This is a genomic window from Achromobacter sp. ACM01, from assembly GCF_014851745.1.
In the GTDB taxonomy this organism is placed as follows: domain Bacteria; phylum Pseudomonadota; class Gammaproteobacteria; order Burkholderiales; family Burkholderiaceae_B; genus Achromobacter; species Achromobacter aegrifaciens.
This window is the reverse complement of the sequence record NZ_JACVAF010000001.1, coordinates 1,753,039-1,775,333: the sequence shown is the minus strand read 5'-3', so window position 1 is coordinate 1,775,333 and position 22,295 is coordinate 1,753,039. Positions and strand designations below refer to the sequence as shown.

The window sequence follows — 22,295 nt, the reverse complement described above, 5'->3', positions numbered from 1 at the left end:
CTTTTCGCTGTTAGGATATATGATATATAATATACCCATCGCGCTCGAATTTGCCATGGCGGGATAGAATTCATCCCGAATCCACCCGCCCCCATCAATACAGCAAGCCTGAGCCTGTCATGTCCAGCCTTAAACCGGTCAAGAAAGAGAACCTCTCCGTCAGGGTCTACAACGAAATCCGCAATGCCCTGATCAACGGGCAGTACGAACCCGGCGAACGCCTGATCATTGGCGAACTGGCCCAGGAAATGGGCGTCTCCATCACGCCTGTACGCGAGGCCATCTTCCGGCTGATCAGCGAGCAAGGCCTGGAAATGCAGGCGGCCACCGCGGTCTACGTGCCTTACGTCAATTCGGAAAAGCTGCGTGAAATCCAGCAGATCCGCTTCCACCTGGAAGGCATGGGCGCGGCCGAGGCCGCCCAGCACATCACGCGCAAGCAACTGGACAACCTGATCGCGCTGCAGCGGGACTTCATTTCCTGCACCGCCAGCGATCCCAAGCGCGCCAGCTACCTGAACCGCAAATTCCACTTCGCCATCCTGGAAGCCAGCAACAAGCCCATCCTGCGCGCCACGGTGGAATCGTTCTGGGTGATCACCGGCCCCATCCTCAAGGTGTTCCACGTCAAGACCTCGGGCCTGGACTATTCGCAGAACGAGCACCGCCACGAAGCGGTGCTGGAAGCCCTGGAAGCGCGCGACTCCGAAGCCGCCAGGCAAGCCATCCAGGCCGATCTGGTCTGGGGCGGCAAGATCATGATCGACTGGCTGGTCGAGCGCGAAAAGGAACTCGACTACCGCCCCCCTGCTGCCCGCAAATAGGCAAACCCGAAGGAAAATCCGATGCTGAAGATTTTTGGCGCGCCCAGCCGCTACATCCAGGGCGCCGGCGCCCTGGACACCCTGGGACAGTACGCAGCCCTGTTCGGCCGCCGCGCGGCCCTGGTCATCGACAGCTACGTGCATGGCGTGCTGGGGCCAAGAATCGAAGCCTTGTGCGCGGCGCAAAACGTGTCGCTGATACCGCTGATGGTCGAAGGCGACCTGACGCCGGCCGCGATCACGCAATTGCGCGCGCAGGCCGCGCCGGCCGGCATCGACATGGTCATCGCGGTGGGCGGCGGCAAGGCGCTGGACGCGGGCAAGGCGGTGGCCAAGTCCTCGCACTGCCATCTCATCACCGTGCCGACCGTCGCGTCCAACGACGCGCCGACCAGCAAGAACTACGTCCTGTACGACGCCCATCACAACCTCCTGGCGGTGGAGCACATGTTGTTCAACCCCACCATCGTGCTGGTCGATACCGCCGTCATCGCCACCGCGCCGGCGAATTTCTTTCTCGCCGGGCTGGGCGACGCGGTCTCGAAGAAATTCGAGGCAGAGCAATGCGGCCGCAACGGCGGCCGCAACATGTATGACGGCGCGCCGCCTCTCACCGCCCAGTTCATCGCCGACGGCTGCCTGCGCACCCTGCTGGCCGACGGCGCGGATGCCGTGGCGGTTGCCGGCAGCGGCCAGCCTACGCCGGCCTTTGAACGCGTGGTGGAAGCGATGATCCTCATGAGCGGCCTCGGTTTCGAAAGCGGCGGCCTGTCCATCGCCCACGCGCTGACGCGCGGACTGCCCAAGATCAGCGGCGTGGCGAGCGCCCCGCATGGCCTGCAGGTGGCGGTCGGCCTGCTGGTGCAGTTGGACCTGGAAAGCCGGACGGACGGCATGCTGGACGAGCTGACCCGCTGGTATGCCCTGGTGGGCCTGCCCACCACCTTGCGCGAACTGGGCGCGGCCGACATGCCGGACGACGCGGAACTGCGGCTGGCTGCGGAGCTGAGCCTGAAGGCTCGCCACGCCGCCAACTTCGACCGCGCGCTCGACACCGACACGCTGGCTGCCGCGCTGCGCCGCCGCGCCTGACGCGACAAGGGGCCGGATAGCGGCCGGCCCCTGGCCGCATCAGAACGCCACGTTGTCCTTGCCCTTCAAGTCCAGCTTGGCGCGCGCTTCTGCGGGCGTGGCGATTTCCAGGTTCAACGCCTCCAGGATGGTGCGGATGCGCTCCACCTGCACCTGATTGGATTGCGCCATTTCGCCCGGGCCGATCCACAGCGAATCCTCCAGCCCCACCCGCACGTTCGAGCCCATGGCCGCGCCTATGGTGGCCAGCGGGATCTGGCCGCGGCCGGCGCCCAGGATCGACCACTCATAGTCGTTGCCGAACAAGCGGTCGGCCGTGCGCTTCATGTGCATCAGGTCTTCGGGGTGCGGGCCGATGCCGCCGAGGATGCCGAATACCGACTGGATGAAGGGCGGCGACTTGACCAGGCCGCGGTCCACGAAATGGGCCAGGTTGTACAGGTGGCTGATGTCGTAGCACTCGAACTCGAAGCGGGTGCCGTTGGCGTTGCCCAGCGCGAGGATCGATTCGATGTCCTGGTAGGTATTGCGGAACACCAGCGAGCGGCTGTTCTCCAGATGCTCGCGCTCCCAGTCATGCTTGAACTCCTTGAAGCGGCCCAGCATGGGGTACAGGCCGAAGTTCATGGACCCCATGTTCAGGGACGCCAGTTCCGGCTTGAAGGTGGTGGCCGGGCGCATGCGCTCTTCCACCGTCATATGCGGGCTGCCGCCGGTGGTGATGTTGATGATGGCGTCCGTTTCCCGCTTGATCCGCTCCAGGAAGGGCTTGAACAGCGCCGGATCCTGCGACGGCTTGCCGGTCTGCGGATCGCGCGCATGCAGGTGCAGCACCGCCGCGCCCGCCTTGGCCGCGCCGATGGCAGCCTCCGCGATCTCGTCGGCGGTTACCGGCAGGTGCGGCGACATGCTGGGCGTGTGGATGGCGCCCGTCACGGCGCAAGTGATGATGACTTTCTGCTTGGGCTTAGCCATTGTTGTCTCCGTTGTCCTGTTTATGGCGCATGAGGCGCATCAGTTTTTCATCGCGCCAGAAGCGGCGCTTGGCAAGATCTTCCTGCGGCAGCAAGCCGCGGCGTTCCTCCGACAGCGCTTCGACCAGCGCGCCGTCCCAGGCGACGGGTTCGCCCTGGGTCGCGCCGATGGACTGGTACAGCCCGCCGTAGCGCGCGCAATAGTCGGCGATGCCGCCCGGCGCGTTGAGGTCTATGGTTTCGAACGGCCCCATGAACGACCAGCGCAGGCCCAGGCCGTCCTTCACCGTGGCGTCGATGTCCTCGGCGCTGGCGATGCCCGCGCTGGCCAGGCGGAACGCCTCGTGCAGCAGCGCGCCCTGCAGGCGGTTGAGGATGAAGCCTTCGATTTCGCGCCGCACCAGCACCGGCTTCTGGCCGATGCCGGCCATGACGGCGCGGGCGGAATCGACGGCCTGCGGGCTGGTCCAGGGCGCGGGGCACAGTTCCACCACCGGGATCAGGTATGGCGGATTCACCGGGTGCGCCACCAGGCAGCGGTGGCGCCCGGCCAGATGCCCGGTGAATTCGCTGGCGGGGATGCTGGACGTGGAACTGCCGATGATCGCGTCGGGTTCGGCCGCCGCGTCCAGTTCGGCAAACAGCGCCCGCTTGATCTCGACGTTTTCGGGCGAGTTCTCCTGGATGTAGCTGGCGCCCTTCAAGGCATCGGCCAGGTTGCTTGCCACATGGACGCGCCCGCCTATGGCCTCGGCGTCCTGCAGCAAGCCCTGAGCTTCAAGTTCGCGCAGTTGCTGCAGGATCAGGCCGCGGGCTTCGGCCAGCATTGCGGCGTTGACGTCATACAGGCGCACTTCCCAGCCCATGCGGGCGAACACGATGGCCCAGCCCTGGCCGATCAGGCCGGTTCCGATGATGGCGGCGCGCTGCGCCTTGGACCCGGCGTCCATCAGTAAAGCTTCTGTGTGAAGCCGTCCACCACGATGGCCTGCCCCGAGACGCTGCGGGCGGCCTCGCTGGCGTTGAACAGCACCATGTTGGCGATATCGCGCGCCGTGACCATGCGGCCCAGCGCGGCCTGGTTCTCGTACTGCGCGGCAATCTCCTCCACCGGACGGCCCAGCGTATCCGCCTTCGCCGCGATCACGGCGCGGATGCGCGGCCCTTCCACCGCGCCCGGCAGGATGGCGTTGACGCGGATGCCATAGGGACCCAGTTCGATGGCCAGGGATTTGGTGAAGCCAATCACTGCCCACTTCGAGGCGGAATAAACCGAGCGCCCGGCAAAGCCCAGATGGCCGGCCGCGGACGACAGGTTGATCATCACGCCGGCCTTGGACTCCTTGAGCAGGCCGATGGCCTGGCGCGCGCACAGGAACTGTCCGGTGATGTTCACGGCCAGCGTGCGGTCCCAGTCCGCCTTGGACAGGGTTTCGACGTAGCCAGTGGGACCGGCCACGCCGGCGTTGTTGACCAGGATGTCCAGGCCGCCCAGCTTGGCGCGGACCTGATCGAACAGCGCGGCGACGCTGTCTTCGTCCGAGACGTCGGCCAGGGCCGCATGCACGCCAGGCAATTCGGCCGGCAGCGCGGCCAGGCGCTCCTGGTTCACATCGCATACGAACACGGAGGCGCCGGCATGGCGGAACACCTTCGCCATCTCCAGGCCCAGCCCGTCCGCGCCGGCGGTGATGAGCACCTTTTTCCCGGCGAAATCCACTTCCTCGAACATGCCTCTGTCTCCTGATTCTTATGAAAAACAGCCGATTGATGATATACGATATATGAAAAAAACCGCCAGCTTATGACGTTTATTGCAACCGGGTCGTACATCGAAAAGTGTCATCCCGAAGTAGCAAAAGCACCTGGATTTGCTCGACGTCAGCCCGCTAAGTCTTTATTCATGCGGCTTTAGGGAATTCCCCGATTCGGCGGGTTACGGCCCCCACTAGAATCCAAGGCGGGGTTTGCTACCCGCCCGGCCGATATATCATATATTCAAAAAAACGGACCAAACAAGAAAGTCCGCATCCCATACCGACAAAGGAGCGTAGACAGTGTTCAAGTTCAACAAAATTGCTTTGGCGCTGGGCGTATGCGGCGCGCTGGCAAGCGGCACCGCAGCGGCCGACATGAAGGTAGGCGCCCTCTTCCCGTTCAGCGGCGCGCTCGCGCTCCTGGGACAAGAGAGCTATCGCGGCCTGGAGCTGGCCGTCAATGAAATCAACGCCGCGGGCGGGGTCAACGGCGAGAAGATCGAAATCATCAAGGCCGACGCCGTCGATCCGACGCAAGCCGTGTCGGAAACCAAGCGCCTGATTTCCTCCAACGTGGTCGGCGTGTTCGGCAGCTACGCTTCCGGCATTTCCTACGCGGCCTCGCCCGTGACCGAGCTGGCCGGCGTGCCCTATTTCGAACTGGGCGCCACCGCGCACAAGATCACCACCCGCGGCTACAAGTACCTGTTCCGCAGCAACCCCAACACCGCGCTGTACGGCGTGTCGGTGGTCAACGCGCTGCACGACACCATCGCGCCGGGCATGGGGCTGAACCCCAAGGACATCAAGATCGGCATCATCCACGAGGACGGCCCCTACGGCACCGACGTGGCCGCCACCGAGAAAAAACGCGCGCAGGAACTGGGCTATACGGTCGCGGAAGTGTTGCCGTACTCGGCCAAGACCGTCGACCTGTCCTCGCTGATCCTGCGCCTGAAGGGCGCCAAGGTCGACGTGGTGCTGCAGACGGCCTACCAGAACGACGCCATTTTGTTCTTCAGCCAGGCGCGCGCCGCGGGCTTCAAGCCCAAGGTCGTGATCGGCGCGGGCGGCGGCTATTCGCTGGCAGACACGGCCAAGGCCGTGGGCGCCGACATGAACGGCGTGTTCGACCTGGACTTCCCGCAATCCTCCATCAATCCCGCAGGCGCGCCCGGCCTGGACAAGTTCCTCGAAGCCTACAAGGCCACCTACAAGAGCGATCCCCAATCCGGCCACAGCCTGACCAACTACGTCGGCGCCAAGGCCTTCTTCGAAGCCATCGGCAACGCCAAGTCCACGGATAAGGACAAGATCCGCGCCGCCGTCCTGGCCTACAAGAAGCCGGCCGGCCAGACCGCCAACGGCTGGGCCTTCGACTTCGGCGAAGACGGCCAGAACAATGCATCCACGTTCTACGTGATGCAGTGGCAGGACGGCAAGCTGGTCACCATCGCGCCCAGCAACCTCGCACTCGGCAAGCCGGTCTTCAAGAAATAAGCGCCACGCCAGTGCTCAGGCGCTCGGGGGCGCCTGACGTATCCCGGGGTCCGCGCGCCCCGGTCCGGCCGACAACACGGCCGGGCCGGGGCCGCTACCCGCTCTAAGAGGTTGCAACATGGAACTATTCATTCAACTGGTCATCAACGGCCTGTTGCTGGGCGGCGCGTACACCATCATCAGCCTGGGGCTGACGCTGATCTTCGGCGTGGTGCGCGTCGTGAACTTCGCGCACGGCGAGTTCCTGATGATAGGCATGTACATGGTCTATCTGATCGCGGCGCAATTCGGCGTGCACCCCTATGCCGGCCTGGTGCCCGTCGCCGTCATCCTGTTCGCGCTGGGCGCGCTGACGCAGAAAGGCATCATCCAGCCGCTGCTCAACGCCGACCAGCATATCCAGATCTTCGCCACGGTGGGCGTGTCCACCATCCTGCTGAATCTCGCCCTGGTCATATTTGGCGCCAACGTCTATCGCGCGCCGGTGGAACTGGGCACGAACGCCATCGACATCGGCCCCTATTCGATGGTGACCGGGCAGCTCGTCACCTTCGTGATCGGCCTGACCCTGGCGGTGCTGCTGCACCTGTTCATGCACCGCACCTACCTGGGCCGCGCGCTGCGGGCCGTGGCGCAGCACCGCTACGCCGCCACCCTGATGGGCGTGAACGTCAACAACGTCTACGCCATCGCCTTCGGCCTGGGCACGGCCTTTGTCGGCATCGCCGCCGGCCTGCTGGCGCCGCAGTATCCGGTGTTTCCCACCGTGGGCACGTACTTCGTGCTGACGGCCTTCGTGATCGTGGTGCTGGGCGGCCTGGGCAGCCTGTACGGCGCGGTGGCCGGCTCCATGATCATCGGCATCGTGGACACGCTGGCTGGCTTCTACATCGCCCCCGACCTGAAAGAGGTCGTCTATTTCGGGATCTTCCTCTTGATCCTGGTGCTGCGTCCGAACGGCCTGTTCGGCGTCGGCACAGAGTGATCAGAGCAACAAGGAGCGAGATGTGTTTCCCGATATCCGACACCCCAAGACCTACGTCAGCCTCATCCTGCTGATTGCGATGTTCCTTGTGCCTGTGATCATGGGCACGCCCTTCTGGACCAACCTGTTCGTCCTGCTGTTCGTGTTCTCGGCCCTGTCCGTGGCCTGGAACATCGTCGGCGGCTACGCCGGCCAGCTATCGCTGGGCCACGCCGTGTTCTATGGCATCGGCGGCTATACCGCCACGCTGCTGACGCAGAACTTCGGCATTTCGCCGTGGTTCGGCATGCTGGCGGGCGCGGCGATCTCGGGCGCGGTCGCCATCCTCATCAGCTACCCCACGCTGCGGCTGCGCGGCCCGTTCTTCGCGCTGGCCACCATCGCGATCCTGGAAGTGGTGCGCCTCCTGGTGATCCACGAAGAAAGCTGGACGGGCGGCTCCAGCGGCATCAGCCTGCCGCTGAACATAGGCTGGACCTGGATCGTGTTCCGCGAGAAGGTCAATTACGTGATCATCGCCTTCGGCCTGTTCCTGCTGGTGACCTGGGCCTCCTGGTACATCCGCAAGTCGCGCATCGGCCATTATCTGATCGCGATCCGCGAACGCGAGGACGCGGCGCTGGCGGTCGGCATCCATACCGTGCGCATGAAGATCATCGCCGCGGTCGTGTCCGCCATGCTGACCAGCATCATCGGCACCTTCCACATCACCTACCTGACCTTCGTGGACCCGAGTTCGGCGTTTTCGCTGGAGCTGTCGATCCAGGTGGCCATGTTCGCGCTGATTGGCGGGCTGGGTACGGTGGCCGGGCCCATCGCCGGCACCTTCCTGGTGCTGCCCATCGCCGAACTGGCGCGCGGCTGGCTCAGCAGCGTGGGCAACGGCATGCACGGGCTGATCTACGGCCTGATCCTGGTAGCGGTGGTGCTGACCATTCCGCGCGGCCTGGCCGGCGCCTTCGGCCCGGCCATCGAACGCTGGCTGTCGCGTCTGCCCTATCTGGGCACGCCCCGCGCCAAGCTCAAGCTGGCCGATGAACTGCGCCTGCACAGCGCCGAACGCACGGATCAGCCGGTGCTCAAGGCCGACAAGCTGTTCAAAAGCTTCGGCGGCCTGCGCGCCACCAACGACGTGTCGCTGACGCTGAACCAGAACGAGATCCTGGGCATGATCGGCCCCAACGGCGCGGGCAAGACCACGGTCTTCAACCTGCTGTCGGGCTTCCTGTCGCCGGACAAGGGCGGCATCACCATGCTCGACGCGCAAGGCAACTGGGTCACCTGCAAGACGCCCGACGAATTCGCGCACCAGGGCCTGGGCCGCACCTTCCAGATCGCCAAGCCGTTCACCGGCCTGACCGTGCTGGAGAACATCATGCTGGGCGCCTTCATCCGCACGTCGAACCGTGACGAAGCCGAGCAGATCGCACTGAAAGTCGCCGAGCAGACCGACCTGGTGAAGTACCTGGACATCGAGGCGCGCAACCTGACCGTGGGCGGCATGAAGCGCCTGGAGGTCGCCCGCGCGCTGGCGATCAAGCCGCGCATCCTGCTGCTGGACGAGGTGATGGCGGGACTGAACCCGACCGACATCGAGAAGTCGATCCAGATGATCCGCCGCATCCGAGATTCCGGCGTATCGGTGCTGCTGATCGAGCACATGATGCAGGCCACCATGGCGCTGTCCGACCGCATCATCGTGCTGAACGAAGGCGCGGTGCTGGTCAGCGGCGCGCCCAAGGACGTGGTGGAGAACCCCGCCGTCATCGAGGCCTATTTGGGCAAGGAGTACCAGGATGCTTAAGGTTTCGAATCTGTCCTCGGGCTACGGCAAGAGCCAGGTCCTGAACGGCCTGAACTTCGAGGTCCATGCGGGCGAGATCGTCACGCTGATCGGCGCCAATGGCGCCGGCAAGACCACCACCTTGAAGACGCTGTGCGGCGTCATCGCCGCCATGGAAGGCAAGGTCGAGTTCGAAGGCCAGGACCTGACCAACCGCAAGCCCTACGACATCGTCGACGCGGGCATCACCATGATTCCCGAAGGCCGCCAGCTGTTCCCGCATTTCACGGTGCGCGACAATCTGCTGATGGGTTCTTACAAGCGCGCCGCCCGCCCCATCGTGCAACGCAAGCTGGACGAGGTGCTGGGTATCTTCCCGCGGGTGCAGGAACGCCTGAACCAGTACGCCGGCTCGCTTTCCGGCGGCGAACAGCAGATGGTGGCGATCGCGCGCGGCATGATGGCCGATCCCAAGCTGCTGGTGTTCGACGAGCCCTCGCTGGGCCTGTCGCCGCTGCTGGTGCAGCAGATGTTCGACATCATCCGCGGCGTCACCGCGCACGGCGTGACCGTGCTGCTGGTGGAGCAGAACGTGTTCCGCACGCTGCGGCTGGCGGACCGCGGCTACGTGCTGGAGAACGGCGCCATCGTACGCACCGGCACTGGCGCGGAGCTGCTGAGCGACCCGCATGTGAAGAAGGCCTACCTGGGCCATTGATACCAAGGATTCCTTATGTCTTTACGCTGCACATACATCGACCACGGCCAGGGCGGCGCGCCCGACTGCATGCGCCTGGCCGAACGCGACATGGAGGCCCCCGCCGGCCGCCAGGTGCTGATCGAGGTCGCCTACGCCGGGGTCAACCGCCCCGACGTGCTGCAACGCTCCGGCTCCTATCCACCGCCTCCGGGCGCGTCGCCCCACCTGGGGCTGGAGGTTTCCGGCACCGTCGTCGCCACCGGGCCCGACGCCAGCCTCTGGAAAGTCGGCGACCAGGTCTGCGCGCTGACGCCGGGCGGCGGCTACGCCCAATACTGCCTGGCGGACGAACGCCATTGCCTGCCCGTGCCGCGCGGCCTGGACCTGTTGACGGCCGCCGCCATCCCCGAGAACTACTACACCGTCTGGACCAATGTGTTCGACCGCGCCCGTCTGGCCGCCGGCGAACGCTTCCTGGTGCACGGCGGTTCCAGCGGCATCGGCCTGACCGCGATCCAGCTGGCGCGCGCCTTCGGCGCCGAAGTCTGGACCACGGTAGGCAACCAGGAGAAGGCCGACGCCTGCCTGGCCGCCGGCGCGCACCATGCCGTGCTGTACCGCGAGGCCGACTTCGAGGCGGCGGTGCGCCAGGGCAGCGGCGGCGCGGGCGTGGACGTGATACTGGACATGGTGGGCGGCGCCTACATCAACAAGAACCTGCGGCTGCTGGCGCTCAATGGCCGGCTGGTGCAGATCGCTTTCCTGGAGGGCAGCAAGGCCGAGATCGACGCCATGCCCATCATGCTCAAGCGCCTGCAATTCACCGGCTCCACCCTGCGCCCCCGCTCCGACGAGGACAAGGGCGCGATCACCCGCGCGCTGGCGGAAAAAGTGTTGCCACTGATGGAACAGGGGCAATGCCTGCCGCGCATCCACAAGGTATTTCCGCTGGCGGAAGCGGCCCAGGCGCATGCGCTGATGGAAAGCAGCAAGCACATCGGCAAGATCATGCTGAAGGTGGCCGCATGAGCGGGCGCTTCAAGGACCAGGTGGCCATCGTGACGGGCGCGGTCGGCGGCATAGGCTCGGCCATCGTCGAAGGCTTCCTGGCGGAAGGCGGCCGCGTGGGTCTCATCGATTTCAATGCGCAGGGCGGGCAGGCTTACGAAAAGGAACTGCGCAAGCGCGGCCATGAAGCCTGCTTCGTGCACGCGGACGTCGCGCGCTTCGAGGAGTGCCAGGCAGCCTACGAACGCATCAGCGCAGAGCTGGGTCCGGCCACCATCCTGGTCAACAACGTCGGCATTTCACCGAAGACCGATGGACGCGCGCTGAAGGTCTGGGAGATGCCGCCCAGGGAATGGGAGAACGTGGTCGCCGTCAACCTGAACAGCGTGTTCTACATGACGCACCTGGCCACGCCGCACATGGTGCGCGAGCGCCAGGGCCGCGTGATCAACATGTCTTCCGTGGCCGGCCGCGCCTATTGCGACATCGTGGCGGCGCATTACGCGGCCACCAAGGCCGGACTGATCGGTCTGACGCGCCATTGGGCCGCCGAACTGGGCGAGCACCAGGTCACCGTCAACGCCCTGGCGCCTGGACGCATCAGCACGCCCTTGCTGAAAACCGTGCCCAAGGAAATCAATGACGCGGTTGCGCAGGTAACCGCGCTGCGCCGCCTGGGTACGCCGGAAGAAGTAGCGGATGCCTGCCTGTTCTTCGCGTCGGATCAAGCCCGCTTCGTCACCGGCCAGGTGCTGGACGTGGCCGGCGGCTGGCTGATGACCTGAGAGCATGGCGCCCGCCTGTGCTCGGGCGGGCGCCGTCTTCATTCCTGCGCGCCCAGGTGATAGACCACGGTGTCCAGCCGGCTGACGCCGGCCGCCAGGAACTTCGGTTCCTTTTCCAGGATGTCGCGGCGGTCGATGATCCTGGCGGGCGACACGCCCGCAAAGATGTTCTGCACTTCGCTGTCCACGACAGAGAACGGCGGCCCCGCCATTTCTTCCTGCGGGTAGTCCAGCGTGATCAGCAGTCCCTGATAGGCGGGCGACAGATTGCCGTAGACGTGGCGCACGTAGTCTGCGCGCATGGTGTCCGGCAACGCCACCAGCGCGGCGCGGTCATAGGCGCCCACGCAATGCGACAGCAGTTGCGCATCCAGTTTGAAGATGTCGCCGCAGATGATTTCGATGCTGCCCGCCACGTAGTGCTTGCCATAGACGGACACGTGCGTGAGCGGCTTGAGTTCGTTTTCTTCGAAGAACTGCTCGACCGCGAGCTCGGACAGCTCGACGCCCAGCACGGAATGCCCCTGCGCCGCGATCCACACCATGTCCAGCGACTTGCCGCAAAGCGGCACCAGCACCCGGCCGTCCTTGGGCACGCCCAGCGTCGGCCAATACTTCTGCAATAGCGGCGTGACCCGCGATTGATGAAAATGCGTGCGCCCTTCGCGCCAACGCTCCAGCCAGAATTCCGCGTCCATGCCCGGTCTGCCTCCTGTGTATCGGTGCAGGGCATTGTAGTTCGGCGGCGGGCGCACAGGCCCTACATGCGCGGCAGCAGACTGCGGATGTCGTCCACGATGGGTACGGCGGCCAGCACCATGAGCACCAGCGCCAGCGGCACCGTCGAGCCGAACCCGAAGTTGAAGAAGGAATATGCCCCCGTCACGCCGCCGACGAAGAACAGCGACACCAGCACGGTGAGCACGACAAGCTTGCTGCGGTCCGCGCGCACCGGCTGCATGGAGGCCGGATCGCCCTGGGCCACGTTCCAGTAAAACAGCTTGCCCAGTTCTATGCCGATATCGGTCACCATGCCCGTCACATGCGTGGTGCGTATCTCGGAGCGCGACAGCTTGGTGATCATGGCGTTCTGCAGACCCATGATGTAGCAAAGCAGCATGACCGTGCCCGGCACGTAGAACCAGCGCAGCGTTTCCAGGTTGGCGCCCAGCAAGCCGAAGCCCAGCAACAGCACGGCTTCGTACAGCAGCGGCATCGCGTATTCGCTGGTCAGGTGCGAGCGGCGCCCGAAGTTGATCAGGAAGGCCGAGCTGGCGGCGCCGGCCAGAAAGGACAGCAGCGCCGCCAGCCCCTGCAGCACCACGATCACCCCGCCCAGCGCCAGGTGATCGGCCATCATGGAGACGATGCCGGACATGTGCGAGGTGTATTGCTGCACGGCCAGGAAGCCGCCGGCGTTGACCGCGCCGGCGGTGAAGGTCAGGATGTAAGCCAGGTGCCTGTTGGCCTGGGGGCTGCGGCTGACGGCCGTCAGGCGGCGTAGATACGGAATGGCCACGCGTGTCCCTTGAAGACAAGAATCCATACACAGCAATGTGCATGACATTCTAGTCGCCGCGGCACGGCGCGAGGCCTGGCACGCCCGCCGGCAACCATGCCGGCGGCGGCCTCGCCGGAGGCGGTCCCACCGCTGGCGGCCCCGCCTGTCCCCGGCGTTTTACGCCCCGCCGGATTCGCTCAGCTGCTTGCGCCGGTATTCGCCCTGGCGCACATGCATCCAGCCCGGATACTCCGGCGGCAAGGCGCTGACCTGGTCCAGCTCGGCCAGTTCGTCCGCCGTCAGGCGTATCGCCGTGGCCGCCAGGTTGTCGTCCAGCTGGTCGACGCGCTTGGCGCCGATGATGACGCTGGTCACGGCCTGCTGGTGCAGCAGCCAGGCCAGGGCCACCTGCGCCACCGATACGCCGCGCGCGCCGGCGACGCGCCGCAGGACGTCGATGCTGTCGTAGGCGCGTTCCTGGTCCACCGGCGGGAAGTCGAAGGCGGCGCGGCGGCTGCCGGCTTCGGCCTGCCCGTCGCGGCTGTACTTGCCGCTCAGCAGGCCGCCAGCCAGCGGGCTCCACACCATCAGCCCCACGCCTTCGCTTTGCAGCATGGGCAGGATCTCGCGCTCCAGGTCGCGGCCGGCGATCGTGTAATAGGCCTGCAGCGACTCGAAGCGCGCCAGCCCCAGGCGTTCGGCAATGCCCAGCGCCTTCATGATCTGCCAGGCGGCCCAGTTGGACACGCCAACGTAGCGCACGTGGCCATGCTGCACCAGATTGTCCAGCGCCCTGACCGTTTCTTCCACCGGCGTGGCGGGATCGAAGCCGTGGATCTGGTAGAGGTCGATATGATCCAGCTGCAGGCGCGACAGGCTTTTCTTGACGCCGTCGATGATGTGCGAACGCGAGTTGCCGCGCGCATTGACGCCGGCGCCCGTCGGTCCGAACACCTTGGTCGCGATCACGACGTCCTCGCGGGCCACCTTCAGGTCGCGCAGCGCCTGCCCGGTGATGACCTCCGAGCGGCCCTCGGAATACACGTCGGCCGTGTCGATGAAATTGACGCCGGCATCCAAGGCACGGCCCACCAGCCGATTGGCCTCTTCCTGCTGCAGGCTGCCGATGTTGCTCCAAAACTCGCCGCCGCCGCCGAAGGTCATGGTGCCCAGGCAGAGTTCCGACACGAACAGGCCGGTGCTTCCGAATTTCTTGTACCGCATGGTTGCGCTCCTTCAAGGGCTGGGCGGGAGCCGGCGCTCCGGGATGGAATGGCCGCGGCCCGCCTGCCGGGATGAAGGAAAGTATGCGTCCAGGGACCGGCGCGGACGCTGCTTGATCCTGCCCTTTTTTTGCCCAATCCTGCAGCGCTGGCCAGTCTGCGGCGCCTGGCCGCTCATTCCTCCGAATTTTCTGCCCATTTCTCCATGAAAAGCGCCGCAGCCTGGATGCAGGCAAGCTTAGGCATAAACTGAAAGCCACCCAATCCTCCGACTTTCTGCCGCCAACGCCCATCCGGCACGGCGCGCCACGGGAGCCCCCATGACCATCACATCCGCACTTGCCGCCAGAGTCGCCGTCCCGCCCCTGGACGTCGCCTATGAGCCGGCGCGGCGCGAACTGCTCTGCACGCTGGAACGCATGACCGGCGACCTGGAGGGTTCGCTGGACACGCCCATCGAGGGCCTGTTCCTGCACCGCATTTCGCAGCCCACCGGCGCCAAGCCCGGACTGCAGAAGGCCGCGCTGGGCGTCATCGCCCAGGGTTCCAAGCGCTTGCTCATCGGCGACGATGCCTACGAGTACGACCCCTTCCATTACCTGATTTCCTCGGTGGATCTGCCGGTCGTGGCCAAGGTGTCCGTCGCCAGCCCGACCCTGCCCTATCTGGGCTTGCGGCTGGAGCTGAACGTGGAGGAGATCACCTCGCTGATCAGCGACGAAAGCCTGCCGCCGCAGCCGCCAGCCGAGGCCGCGCGCGCGCTTTGCGTCAATCCGCTGGGCGGCGCGCTGCTGGACGCGGTGCTGCGCCTGTTGCGCCTGCTGGACACGCCGCGCGACATTCCCATCCTGGCGCCCCTGGTCAAGCGCGAGCTGCTGTACCGCCTGCTGATGAACGGCCAGGGCGCGGTGCTGCGCCAATCGGTGCTGCAGGACAGCCAGCTCAACCGCGTGGCCAAGGCCATCCGCATCCTGCGCGACAACTATGCCCAGCCCCTGCGCGTGGAAGAAATCGCGCGCGACGTGCACATGAGCGTGTCTTCGCTGCACCATCATTTCAAGCAAGCCACCGCCATGAGCCCGCTGCAATACCAGAAGCACCTGCGCCTGCAGGAAGCGCGGCGCCTGATGCTGACCGATGACGCGGGCGTAGCGCTGGCGGCCCATTCCGTGGGCTACGAAAGCTCGTCGCAGTTCAGCCGCGAATACAGCCGCCTGTTCGGTTCGCCGCCCTTGCGCGACAAGCAGCGCTGGAAGGACGAAACCGCGTCGGCGCCGGCCTGAGCCGCCGGTCGGGCATCCTAGGGGATTGCCCTAATCCTAATTTGACAACGTTACCATTAGACTGCCGCCATCAAATGACAACGTTGTCATAACCCTGATCTTTCTTCGGCGGCCACATGAATCCCTTCCTGGAAACCCTGCTCGATACTCCACTGGACGATACCTACCGGGGCATTCCTCCGGGCGAGCCCGCCGTCCCGCTGCGCGGCGTCGCGGCCCGGGGCTGGCAGCCCAGGAGCGGCAACATGGCCCTGCCCGTCCTGACGCTGGATGAGGCCGCCTTCGCCCATAACGTCGAGCAGATCTTCCAGTACGCCCGCAGCCACGGCGCGGCGCTGGCGCCGCATGCCAAGACGCCGATGTCGCCGCAGATCGTGCAGCGCCTGCTCGATGCCGGCGCCTGGGGCGCCACCGTCGCCAACCTGCAGCAGGCCGCCGTGCTGCTGCGCGCAGGCGTAACCCGCCTGATGCTGGGCAATGAGATCGGCGGCGCGGCCAGCGGCGCCCGCCTGGGCAAGCTGCTTGCCGGCTACCCCCATGCGCGCCTGCTGGCATTCGCGGACTCCGCCGACACCGTGCGTTCGCTGGCCGCCGCGGCCGCTGAAGCCGGCCGGCCCGTCGAGGTGCTGGTGGAAGTCGGCGGCGGCCGCGCGGGCGCGCGCGACGATGCCGCGGTCGCAGCCATCCTGGCCGCGATCCGTGAGCAGGGCGACAAGCTCGCGCTGGCGGGCGTGGCCACCTACGAAGGCGCCGTCGCCAGCTCGGACGCGGCGCTCACCGCCAGCAATATCGCCGCGCTGATGGCGCGCGCCGCCAGCGCGTTCAAGGAAGTGCGCGCGCTGGCGCCGCACGCGCCTCTGGTGTTCACCGCGGGCGGCTCGGCCTTCTTCGACCATGTCACTCAGGCGGCCAAGGGCTGGCTGTCCGAGGACGGCAATGCCCAGCTGGTGCTGCGCAGCGGCGCCATCTTCTTCCATGACCATGGCACCTATCAGCGCGCGCTGCAGGCCATGGACGCCCGCGCGGGCTTCCTGGTCGACGGCCAGGCGCGCAACGCCGCCACCGACTTCCGGCCGGCCCTGCGCCTGTGGGGCGAAGTCCTGTCGCGACCGGAACCGGGCCTGGCGATCTGCGGTTTCGGCATGCGCGACGTGTCCTACGACCAGGACCTGCCCGCGCCGCTGGCCGCCTTCCGCGGCGGCGCGGCCCTGCCCGGCTGGGACACGCAAGCCCGCGTCACGCGGCTCAACGACCAGCACGCCTTCCTGGCCATCGCGCCGGACAGCGAACTGGCGCCGGGCGACGTGATCGAGTTCGGCATTTCGCATCCCTGCACCTGTCTGGACCGCTGGCGCGTTTTCTTCGGCCTGGACGCCGACGGCCGCGTGCAGTCGGCCTATCGCACGTTCTTCGGATAAGCCATGCAACAGCTGAACTTCCAACAGATCTGGCGCTACCGCGAACAGCTCTGGGACGGCATCCAGGTCACGCTGGAGCTGACCGTCATCGCCGTGATCGCCGGGCTGGCCATCGGCCTGGCCGGCGCCCTGCTGACGCGCCATGGCCCCAAGCCGGTCAAGCTGGCGTTGCGCGCCTATGTCGAGGTGTTCCGCAACACGCCGTCGCTGATCCAGCTGTTCGTCGTGTTCTTCATCCTGCCGGGTCTGGGCCTGCGCATGCCCCCCTTCGTGGCCGCGGCGCTGGCGCTCAGCCTGTATTTCGGGGCCTACGCCCTCGAGATCCTGCGCGCCGGCCTGGATTCCATTCCGCGCAGCCAGATCGAGGCCGGCCATTGCCTGGGCCTGAGCACCTGGCAGGTGTACCGCCACATCGTGCTGGCGCCCGCCCTGCGCAACGTCTACCCCGCGCTGGGCACGCAGCTGGTCATCCTGCTGCTGGGCACCTCGCTGGCCTCGCAGGTATCGGCCGAGGATCTGTTCCATGCCGGCAGCTTCATCGAAAGCCGCACCTACCGCAGCTTTGAAGTCTATGCGGTGATCTGCGGCATCTATTTCACGCTGGTGCTGATCACCAAGGCGCTGCTGGCCCTGGCCGGCAGCCTGGCCTTCACCTGGCCCGTGCGCCGCTAGGAGTCGCGAGCATGCGTACATTTACCCTGAGTGATTTCGCCTCCCTGCTCAGCGCGCTGCAATGGACCGTGGCCCTGGTGTTGATTGCGCTGGCCATCGGCGCGCCGCTGGGCCTGGGGCTGGCGCTGCTGCGCGGCCACCGTTCGGCGCCGCTGCGCTGGCTGGCCGCGGCCATGCAGCAACTGGTCCAGGGCGTGCCGCTCCTGGGCCTGCTGATGTTCTTCTACTTCGGCATGCCGGTGTTCCTGGGCATCGAAGTGCCCGCGCTGACCGCCGTCAGCGTCGCCTTCATCATCTACACGGCGGCCTTCCTGGGCCAGATCTGGTACGGCGGCATCCAGGCCGTGAAGCACGAGCAATGGGAAGCGGCCGCCTGCCTGGGTCTGTCCAAGTGGCACCAGTTCCGCCATGTGATCGCGCCGCAGGCGTTCCGCCTGTCGCTGCCGCCCACCGTGGGCTTCCTGGTGCAGCTCGTCAAGGGCACCTCGCTGGCTTCGGTGGTGGGCTTTGTCGAACTGGCGCGCGCCGGACAGATCGCCAGCGCCGCCACCTTCCAGCCCCTGCTGGTCTATTCCTGCGTCGCGTTGCTGTACTTCGCGGCGTGCCTGCCCCTGACGATGTGGGCCCGTAACCTGGAGGGCCGCTTCCATGGCGCTCGTTGAAGTCTCCAACATCCACAAACGTTTCGGCGCCAACGCGGTGCTCAACGGCGTCTCCCTTGAAGTCAATGAAGGCGAGATCGTCACCATCATCGGCCGCTCCGGCTCGGGCAAGTCCACCCTGCTACGCTGCCTGAACGCGCTGGAGACGGTGGACGACGGCGACATCCGCATCGGCGGCGAACGTATCCACGCCAGCATGCCCGGCCTGCGCCAGTTCCGCCAGCGCGTGGGCATCGTGTTCCAGCAGTTCAACCTGTTTCCGCACCTGAACGTGGAGCGCAACATCACGCTGGCGCCCACGCTCAACGGCAAGATCGCCAAGTCGCAGGGCCGCGCGCTGGCGCTGGACGTGCTGCGCCGCGTCGGCCTGGCCGAAAAGATCGACGCCTATCCGGCCCTGCTGTCGGGCGGCCAGCAGCAGCGCGTGGCGATCGCGCGCTGCCTGGCCATGGCGCCGCAACTGATGCTGTTCGACGAGGTCACCTCGGCGCTGGACCCGGAACTGGTGGGCGAAGTGCTGAAGGTCATGGAAGACATGGCGCGCCAGGGCATGACCATGGTGCTGGTGACGCATGAAATGGCCTTCGCCCGCAACGTTGCGTCCAAGGTCGTGTTCATGCACCAGGGCCGCGTCTGGGAACAAGGCCCGCCCGCCGAACTCTTCGCCAATCCCCAAACCCCCGAGCTGCGCCAATTCATCGGCACGGCCGCGCCGTCCACCCACTGAACCATCCGCTCCTGGAGTCATTGCATGAAACTGTTCGCCAAGCTGGCCGCCGCCGCGGCCGTCTGTCTCTCCCTGGCCGCGCCCGCCTCGGCCGCCGACAAACTGCAGGACGTGCTGGGCGCGGGCAAGCTGCGCGTGGGCGTGCTGATGGACGCCGCGCCCTGGGGCTTCAAGGACGCCAAGGGCGAGGCCGCGGGCCTGGACATCGACCTGGCCAAACTCATGGCCGCCGACATGGGCGTGAAGCTGGAGCTGGTGCAGGTCACCGGCGCCAGCCGCATTCCCAGCCTGCTGGCCGGCAAGGTCGACGTGCTGATCGCGGCCGCCGGCGCCACGCCGGAACGCGCCCAGCAGGTCATGTTCTCGCAGCCCTATGCCGCGGTGAACCTGGGCGTCTACGGCGGCGCCAGCATGCCGCAAGCCAAAACGGTGGACGAATTGAAGGGCCACAGCATCGCGGTCGCCAAGGGCTCCACGCTGGACATCTGGCTCACCGACAACGCGCCGGGCGCCAAGCTGGTGCGCTTCGAGGACACGCCTTCGGCCGTGGCCGCCTACCTGGCCGGGCAGTCGGAATCGTTCGCCGAGAACAGCGCCATCGCGCTCAAGGTGGCCGAGGACAACGCCGCGAAGGCGCCCGAACTCAAGTTCCTGATCCGCCAATCGCCCGCGCATGCCGCCGTGCAGCAGGGCCAGCAGAACCTGCTGAACTGGATCAACACCTTCCTCTTCACCAACCGCCTGAACGGCAAGCTGCCGGCTCTGCAGCAAAAGTGGTTCAAGGAAGCCCAGACCCTGCCGCAGATGTAATCGGCCCCAACAAAGGACTCGCATGATCAAACGCTACAAATCCGGCTCGCGCATGAGCCAGGCCGTCTCGTACAACGGCTTCGTGTTCATCGCCGGCCAGGTGGCCGACAATCGCCAGGCCTCGCTCGAATCGCAGACCCGCGAAGTGCTGGCCAAGATCGAAGCGCTGCTGGCCGAAGCCGGCAGCGACAAATCGCGCCTGCTGGCCGTGGACGTGTTCCTGCCCGCCATCGGCGACTTCGACGCCATGAACCGCGTCTACGACGCCTGGGTCGACCCCGCCAATCCGCCGGCCCGCGCCTGCGTCGAAGCCCGCCTGGCCGACCCCGACCTGCGGGTCGAAATGACCGCGGTCGCCGCGCTGCGCTAAGCGCGCTTTGCTGCAGCCTTCCGATCCCTCTTCGCGCCGCCTCGCGCGGCGCTGTTGTATCTCCCCATGCATACCGGCCTGTTTCACGACATAGATTTCGATGCCGACGGCAAGGCGCTCAGTTTCCTGGGCACCCCCTACTCGGTAGACCGTTCGCCCTACTACCAGATCAAGACGCCCATTTGCCGCATCCGCAACGGCAGCGGCCCGCGCGTGCTGCTCATGGCAGGCAACCATGGCGACGAGTACGAAGGCGAAGTCGCCCTGGGCCGGCTGATCCGCCGCCTGGCTCCCTCCCGCATGCGCGGCGAAGTCACCATCCTGCCGCTGGCCAACCTGCCAGCCGTGATGGCGGCGCGGCGGCGCTCTCCGCTGGACAATGGCAACCTCAATCGCGCCTTTCCCGGCGAACCCGGCGGCACCCCGACCGAACGCCTGGCGCACTTTCTCGAACACGAACTGTTCCCGCGCCACGACGTGGTGTTCGACATCCATTCCGGCGGCACCTCGATGGCGCACCTGCCCACCGCCCTGATCGAGCGCCAGGACTCGCCCGAGCGCATGGCGCGCGCGCTGGACCTGATGGGTTCGCTGGGCATGGGCCACGCCTTCGTCGCCGCCAATGGCCGCGATGCGCCCACCTCCATGGCGGCGGCCGCGCGCGCCGGCGCGATCGGCATCAGCGGCGAGTTCGGCGGCGGCGGCACGCTGACGCCGGCCACGCTGGCCGCGACCCAGCGCGCCATCGACAACCTGCTGCAAAAGCTGGGCGTGACCGATGCGCCCGTGCTCGGCCCGCACCAGCCCGGCGCGCCCGCCATGCAATTGCTGGAGCTGGACAGCCACGAACAGAACATCTTCGCCACCCGGCGCGGCTGGTTCGAGCCGGCGGTGGACATCGGCGCCAGCGTGCGCGCGGGCGACGTCGCGGGCTACTACCATGACCTCAACCAGCTGGACGCGGAAGAGGAAGTCCTGCGTTTCCGGGTATCGGGTATCGTCATTTCGCGGCGGCTGCATACCGACTGCGAATCCGGCGACAGCCTGATCCAGGTTGCGCGTCCCGTCGGCCAGGCTGATATCCTGACGCCTGCCGCCTGATCCCGGAACAATCAAAAGAAATCGCATGACCCACCGGCCCGCGCCTCCTTCCGCCCCCACCTACGACGACGTGCTGCGCGTGCGTCCCGAGGGCGCCGCCGCGCCCGCCCGCGCGGCCGCCCCCGCCAAGCCGCCGCGCATCGAGGAAGTGGCCAGGCTGGCGGGCGTATCGCCCATCACGGTGTCGCGGGCCTTGCGCCAGCCCGAGAAAGTGGCCCAGGAAAAGCGCGACCGCATCCTGCAGGTGGTGGCGCAGACCGGCTATGCCTCGAATCCGCACGCGCGCGCCCTGCGTTCCGGGCAGTCCAGCGTGGTGGCGGCGTTCGTCTCCAACATCCTCAGCCAGCAGTTCGCGCTGGCCGTGCAGGGCTGCGCCGAAGTGCTGGAGCCGCAGGGCTACCAGTTGATGGTCGGACAGACCTCGTATTCCTACGCCAAGGAAACCAGCATGATCGCGTCGCTGCGCGCCTTGCGGCCCGCGGCGGTGCTGTTCACCGGCGTCATCGAGCTCGAGGAAAACCGCCAGTCGCTGCGCGAACTGGGCATCCCCATCATGGAGACCTGGGCCTATCCGCGCGACCCGATCGACATGCTGGTGGGGTTTTCCAACTATGACGGCGGCGTCATGGCAGCGCGCCATCTGGCCGAACGCGGCTACCGCCGCGTCGCCTTCGTGGCGCGCCAGGGCGGCCGCGGCGAACTGCGGCGCCAGGGCTTCAATGCCGCCGCTGCCGGACTGGGCCTGCAGGTGGTGGCCGAACTGGCCGTGGACAATGCGCAAACCATCGCCGATGGCCGCGCGGCCCTGGGCCGCCTGCTCGCCATGGGCCAGGCCTTTGACGCCGTGTTCTGCGCCAACGACCTGCTGGCGGTGGGCGCGCTGTTCGAGGCGCGCGACCGCAAACTCGCAATTCCCCGCGACATCGCCATCCTGGGTTTCGGCGATACCGACATCGCCCGCGAAATCGAGCCCGGCCTGAGCACCATCGGCGTGGACAGCCGCAAGCTGGGCGCCCGCGCCGGGGAACTGCTGCTGCAGCGCCTGAATGGCGGCGCGCCCGCCGCGCGCCAGGAAGTGTTTCCGCTGACCTTGAACCAGCGCGCCAGCGCCTAGCGTCCC

23 protein-coding genes are annotated in these 22,295 nt (G+C 66.5%); 17 read left to right on the top strand and 6 right to left on the bottom strand.

What is annotated here, in order from left to right; translation table 11 throughout:
- The first annotated feature begins 119 nt into the window (after nucleotides 1–119).
- Nucleotides 120–824: a GntR family transcriptional regulator gene (locus tag IB268_RS08310; protein WP_054457814.1), complete on the top strand. Its 705-nt coding sequence runs from the start codon at nucleotides 120–122 to the stop codon at nucleotides 822–824.
- Between the two features lie 21 nt (nucleotides 825–845).
- Nucleotides 846–1,916 (top strand): glycerol dehydrogenase, encoded by a 1,071-nt coding sequence (locus IB268_RS08305; RefSeq protein ID WP_119450649.1) that lies wholly within the window; start codon nucleotides 846–848, stop codon nucleotides 1,914–1,916.
- A gap of 39 nt (nucleotides 1,917–1,955) precedes the next feature.
- Here the strand turns inward: IB268_RS08305 and IB268_RS08300 are convergent, their stop codons facing one another.
- The 3 genes from IB268_RS08300 to IB268_RS08290 are packed head-to-tail and all read right to left on the bottom strand — an operon-like array spanning nucleotide 1,956 to nucleotide 4,622.
- Nucleotides 1,956–2,891 (bottom strand): 3-keto-5-aminohexanoate cleavage protein, encoded by a 936-nt coding sequence (locus IB268_RS08300; protein ID WP_054457816.1) that lies wholly within the window; start codon nucleotides 2,889–2,891, stop codon nucleotides 1,956–1,958.
- Nucleotides 2,884–3,840: a 3-hydroxyacyl-CoA dehydrogenase gene (locus IB268_RS08295; protein WP_054457817.1), complete on the bottom strand. Its 957-nt coding sequence runs from the start codon at nucleotides 3,838–3,840 to the stop codon at nucleotides 2,884–2,886. The genes IB268_RS08300 and IB268_RS08295 overlap by 8 nt, the downstream gene beginning before the upstream one ends.
- Complete coding sequence (locus IB268_RS08290; protein WP_054457818.1) at nucleotides 3,840–4,622, bottom strand: SDR family oxidoreductase; 783 nt, start codon at nucleotides 4,620–4,622, stop codon at nucleotides 3,840–3,842. Before IB268_RS08290 ends, IB268_RS08295 begins: the two co-directional genes overlap by 1 nt.
- A 325-nt stretch (nucleotides 4,623–4,947) precedes the next feature.
- Between IB268_RS08290 and IB268_RS08285 the strand changes: the two genes are divergently transcribed.
- From IB268_RS08285 to IB268_RS08260, 6 genes are all read left to right on the top strand, one after another.
- Entirely contained in the window at nucleotides 4,948–6,147 is a 1,200-nt protein-coding gene (locus IB268_RS08285; protein ID WP_013395477.1) for an ABC transporter substrate-binding protein, read from the top strand.
- Nucleotides 6,148–6,265: 118 nt separating this feature from the next.
- A complete protein-coding gene (locus tag IB268_RS08280) occupies nucleotides 6,266–7,132 on the top strand; it encodes a branched-chain amino acid ABC transporter permease (protein WP_054457820.1) in 867 nt (288 codons plus the stop codon).
- A gap of 22 nt (nucleotides 7,133–7,154) precedes the next feature.
- Nucleotides 7,155–8,936, top strand: a complete 1,782-nt coding sequence (locus IB268_RS08275) for an ATP-binding cassette domain-containing protein (RefSeq protein WP_054457821.1) — start codon at nucleotides 7,155–7,157, stop codon at nucleotides 8,934–8,936.
- Nucleotides 8,929–9,633, top strand: coding sequence for an ABC transporter ATP-binding protein (locus IB268_RS08270; RefSeq protein WP_054457822.1), 705 nt, complete (start codon nucleotides 8,929–8,931; stop codon nucleotides 9,631–9,633). Before IB268_RS08275 ends, IB268_RS08270 begins: the two co-directional genes overlap by 8 nt.
- 15 nt (nucleotides 9,634–9,648) lie before the next feature.
- Nucleotides 9,649–10,644, top strand: a complete 996-nt coding sequence (locus IB268_RS08265) for an NAD(P)H-quinone oxidoreductase (RefSeq protein ID WP_054457823.1) — start codon at nucleotides 9,649–9,651, stop codon at nucleotides 10,642–10,644.
- Nucleotides 10,641–11,408 (top strand): SDR family NAD(P)-dependent oxidoreductase, encoded by a 768-nt coding sequence (locus tag IB268_RS08260; RefSeq protein WP_175161549.1) that lies wholly within the window; start codon nucleotides 10,641–10,643, stop codon nucleotides 11,406–11,408. Before IB268_RS08265 ends, IB268_RS08260 begins: the two co-directional genes overlap by 4 nt.
- Before the next feature lie 38 nt (nucleotides 11,409–11,446).
- Here IB268_RS08260 and IB268_RS08255 read toward each other — a convergent pair whose 3' ends face one another.
- The 3 genes from IB268_RS08255 to IB268_RS08245 all read right to left on the bottom strand — a co-directional run bounded on the left by IB268_RS08255 (nucleotide 11,447) and on the right by IB268_RS08245 (nucleotide 14,133).
- Nucleotides 11,447–12,106: a thiopurine S-methyltransferase gene (locus IB268_RS08255; RefSeq protein ID WP_119450644.1), complete on the bottom strand. Its 660-nt coding sequence runs from the start codon at nucleotides 12,104–12,106 to the stop codon at nucleotides 11,447–11,449.
- Nucleotides 12,107–12,168: 62 nt separating this feature from the next.
- Nucleotides 12,169–12,927 carry a YoaK family protein gene (locus IB268_RS08250; protein ID WP_054457826.1) on the bottom strand — a complete coding sequence of 253 codons (759 nt, stop codon included), beginning with the start codon at nucleotides 12,925–12,927 and terminating at the stop codon, nucleotides 12,169–12,171.
- 159 nt (nucleotides 12,928–13,086) lie between these two features.
- A complete protein-coding gene (locus IB268_RS08245; protein WP_054457827.1) occupies nucleotides 13,087–14,133 on the bottom strand; it encodes an aldo/keto reductase in 1,047 nt (348 codons plus the stop codon).
- 319 nt (nucleotides 14,134–14,452) lie between these two features.
- On the opposite strand from IB268_RS08245, the gene IB268_RS08240 reads away from it, so the two are divergent.
- The 9 genes from IB268_RS08240 to IB268_RS08200 all read left to right on the top strand — a co-directional run bounded on the left by IB268_RS08240 (nucleotide 14,453) and on the right by IB268_RS08200 (nucleotide 22,289).
- Entirely contained in the window at nucleotides 14,453–15,415 is a 963-nt protein-coding gene (locus tag IB268_RS08240; protein WP_054457828.1) for an AraC family transcriptional regulator, read from the top strand.
- Nucleotides 15,416–15,531: 116 nt separating this feature from the next.
- Complete coding sequence (locus IB268_RS08235; protein WP_192354062.1) at nucleotides 15,532–16,833, top strand: alanine racemase; 1,302 nt, start codon at nucleotides 15,532–15,534, stop codon at nucleotides 16,831–16,833.
- A 3-nt stretch (nucleotides 16,834–16,836) separates the two neighbouring features.
- Nucleotides 16,837–17,505 carry an amino acid ABC transporter permease gene (locus IB268_RS08230; protein ID WP_119450641.1) on the top strand — a complete coding sequence of 223 codons (669 nt, stop codon included), beginning with the start codon at nucleotides 16,837–16,839 and terminating at the stop codon, nucleotides 17,503–17,505.
- An 11-nt stretch (nucleotides 17,506–17,516) separates the two neighbouring features.
- A complete protein-coding gene (locus tag IB268_RS08225; RefSeq protein WP_054457830.1) occupies nucleotides 17,517–18,167 on the top strand; it encodes an amino acid ABC transporter permease in 651 nt (216 codons plus the stop codon).
- Nucleotides 18,154–18,894, top strand: a complete 741-nt coding sequence (locus IB268_RS08220; protein ID WP_119450640.1) for an amino acid ABC transporter ATP-binding protein — start codon at nucleotides 18,154–18,156, stop codon at nucleotides 18,892–18,894. The genes IB268_RS08225 and IB268_RS08220 overlap by 14 nt, the downstream gene beginning before the upstream one ends.
- Before the next feature lie 24 nt (nucleotides 18,895–18,918).
- Complete coding sequence (locus IB268_RS08215) at nucleotides 18,919–19,704, top strand: transporter substrate-binding domain-containing protein (RefSeq protein ID WP_059379547.1); 786 nt, start codon at nucleotides 18,919–18,921, stop codon at nucleotides 19,702–19,704.
- Nucleotides 19,705–19,726: 22 nt separating this feature from the next.
- On the top strand, nucleotides 19,727–20,074 hold the full coding sequence (locus IB268_RS08210; RefSeq protein ID WP_192354061.1) for a RidA family protein: 348 nt from the start codon (nucleotides 19,727–19,729) through the stop codon (nucleotides 20,072–20,074).
- Between the two features lie 66 nt (nucleotides 20,075–20,140).
- Nucleotides 20,141–21,175 (top strand): succinylglutamate desuccinylase/aspartoacylase family protein, encoded by a 1,035-nt coding sequence (locus tag IB268_RS08205; protein WP_192354060.1) that lies wholly within the window; start codon nucleotides 20,141–20,143, stop codon nucleotides 21,173–21,175.
- 25 nt (nucleotides 21,176–21,200) lie between these two features.
- Nucleotides 21,201–22,289 carry a LacI family DNA-binding transcriptional regulator gene (locus tag IB268_RS08200; RefSeq protein ID WP_054457835.1) on the top strand — a complete coding sequence of 363 codons (1,089 nt, stop codon included), beginning with the start codon at nucleotides 21,201–21,203 and terminating at the stop codon, nucleotides 22,287–22,289.
- The last annotated feature ends 6 nt before the right edge of the window (nucleotides 22,290–22,295 follow it).

Excerpts from the sequence above, each read along its gene's own strand:
- IB268_RS08310 (WP_054457814.1), top strand. The coding sequence starts at position 120 with ATGTCCAGCCTTAAACCGGTCAAGAAAGAGAACCTCTCCGTCAGGGTC.
- IB268_RS08305 (WP_119450649.1), top strand. The coding sequence starts at position 846 with ATGCTGAAGATTTTTGGCGCGCCCAGCCGCTACATCCAGGGCGCCGGC.
- IB268_RS08300 (WP_054457816.1), bottom strand. The coding sequence starts at position 2,891 with ATGGCTAAGCCCAAGCAGAAAGTCATCATCACTTGCGCCGTGACGGGC.
- IB268_RS08295 (WP_054457817.1), bottom strand. The coding sequence starts at position 3,840 with ATGGACGCCGGGTCCAAGGCGCAGCGCGCCGCCATCATCGGAACCGGC.
- IB268_RS08290 (WP_054457818.1), bottom strand. The coding sequence starts at position 4,622 with ATGTTCGAGGAAGTGGATTTCGCCGGGAAAAAGGTGCTCATCACCGCC.
- IB268_RS08280 (WP_054457820.1), top strand. The coding sequence starts at position 6,266 with ATGGAACTATTCATTCAACTGGTCATCAACGGCCTGTTGCTGGGCGGC.
- IB268_RS08270 (WP_054457822.1), top strand. The coding sequence starts at position 8,929 with ATGCTTAAGGTTTCGAATCTGTCCTCGGGCTACGGCAAGAGCCAGGTC.
- IB268_RS08265 (WP_054457823.1), top strand. The coding sequence starts at position 9,649 with ATGTCTTTACGCTGCACATACATCGACCACGGCCAGGGCGGCGCGCCC.
- IB268_RS08260 (WP_175161549.1), top strand. The coding sequence starts at position 10,641 with ATGAGCGGGCGCTTCAAGGACCAGGTGGCCATCGTGACGGGCGCGGTC.
- IB268_RS08255 (WP_119450644.1), bottom strand. The coding sequence starts at position 12,106 with ATGGACGCGGAATTCTGGCTGGAGCGTTGGCGCGAAGGGCGCACGCAT.
- IB268_RS08245 (WP_054457827.1), bottom strand. The coding sequence starts at position 14,133 with ATGCGGTACAAGAAATTCGGAAGCACCGGCCTGTTCGTGTCGGAACTC.
- IB268_RS08240 (WP_054457828.1), top strand. The coding sequence starts at position 14,453 with ATGACCATCACATCCGCACTTGCCGCCAGAGTCGCCGTCCCGCCCCTG.
- IB268_RS08235 (WP_192354062.1), top strand. The coding sequence starts at position 15,532 with ATGAATCCCTTCCTGGAAACCCTGCTCGATACTCCACTGGACGATACC.
- IB268_RS08230 (WP_119450641.1), top strand. The coding sequence starts at position 16,837 with ATGCAACAGCTGAACTTCCAACAGATCTGGCGCTACCGCGAACAGCTC.
- IB268_RS08225 (WP_054457830.1), top strand. The coding sequence starts at position 17,517 with ATGCGTACATTTACCCTGAGTGATTTCGCCTCCCTGCTCAGCGCGCTG.
- IB268_RS08220 (WP_119450640.1), top strand. The coding sequence starts at position 18,154 with ATGGCGCTCGTTGAAGTCTCCAACATCCACAAACGTTTCGGCGCCAAC.
- IB268_RS08215 (WP_059379547.1), top strand. The coding sequence starts at position 18,919 with ATGAAACTGTTCGCCAAGCTGGCCGCCGCCGCGGCCGTCTGTCTCTCC.
- IB268_RS08210 (WP_192354061.1), top strand. The coding sequence starts at position 19,727 with ATGATCAAACGCTACAAATCCGGCTCGCGCATGAGCCAGGCCGTCTCG.
- IB268_RS08205 (WP_192354060.1), top strand. The coding sequence starts at position 20,141 with ATGCATACCGGCCTGTTTCACGACATAGATTTCGATGCCGACGGCAAG.
- IB268_RS08200 (WP_054457835.1), top strand. The coding sequence starts at position 21,201 with ATGACCCACCGGCCCGCGCCTCCTTCCGCCCCCACCTACGACGACGTG.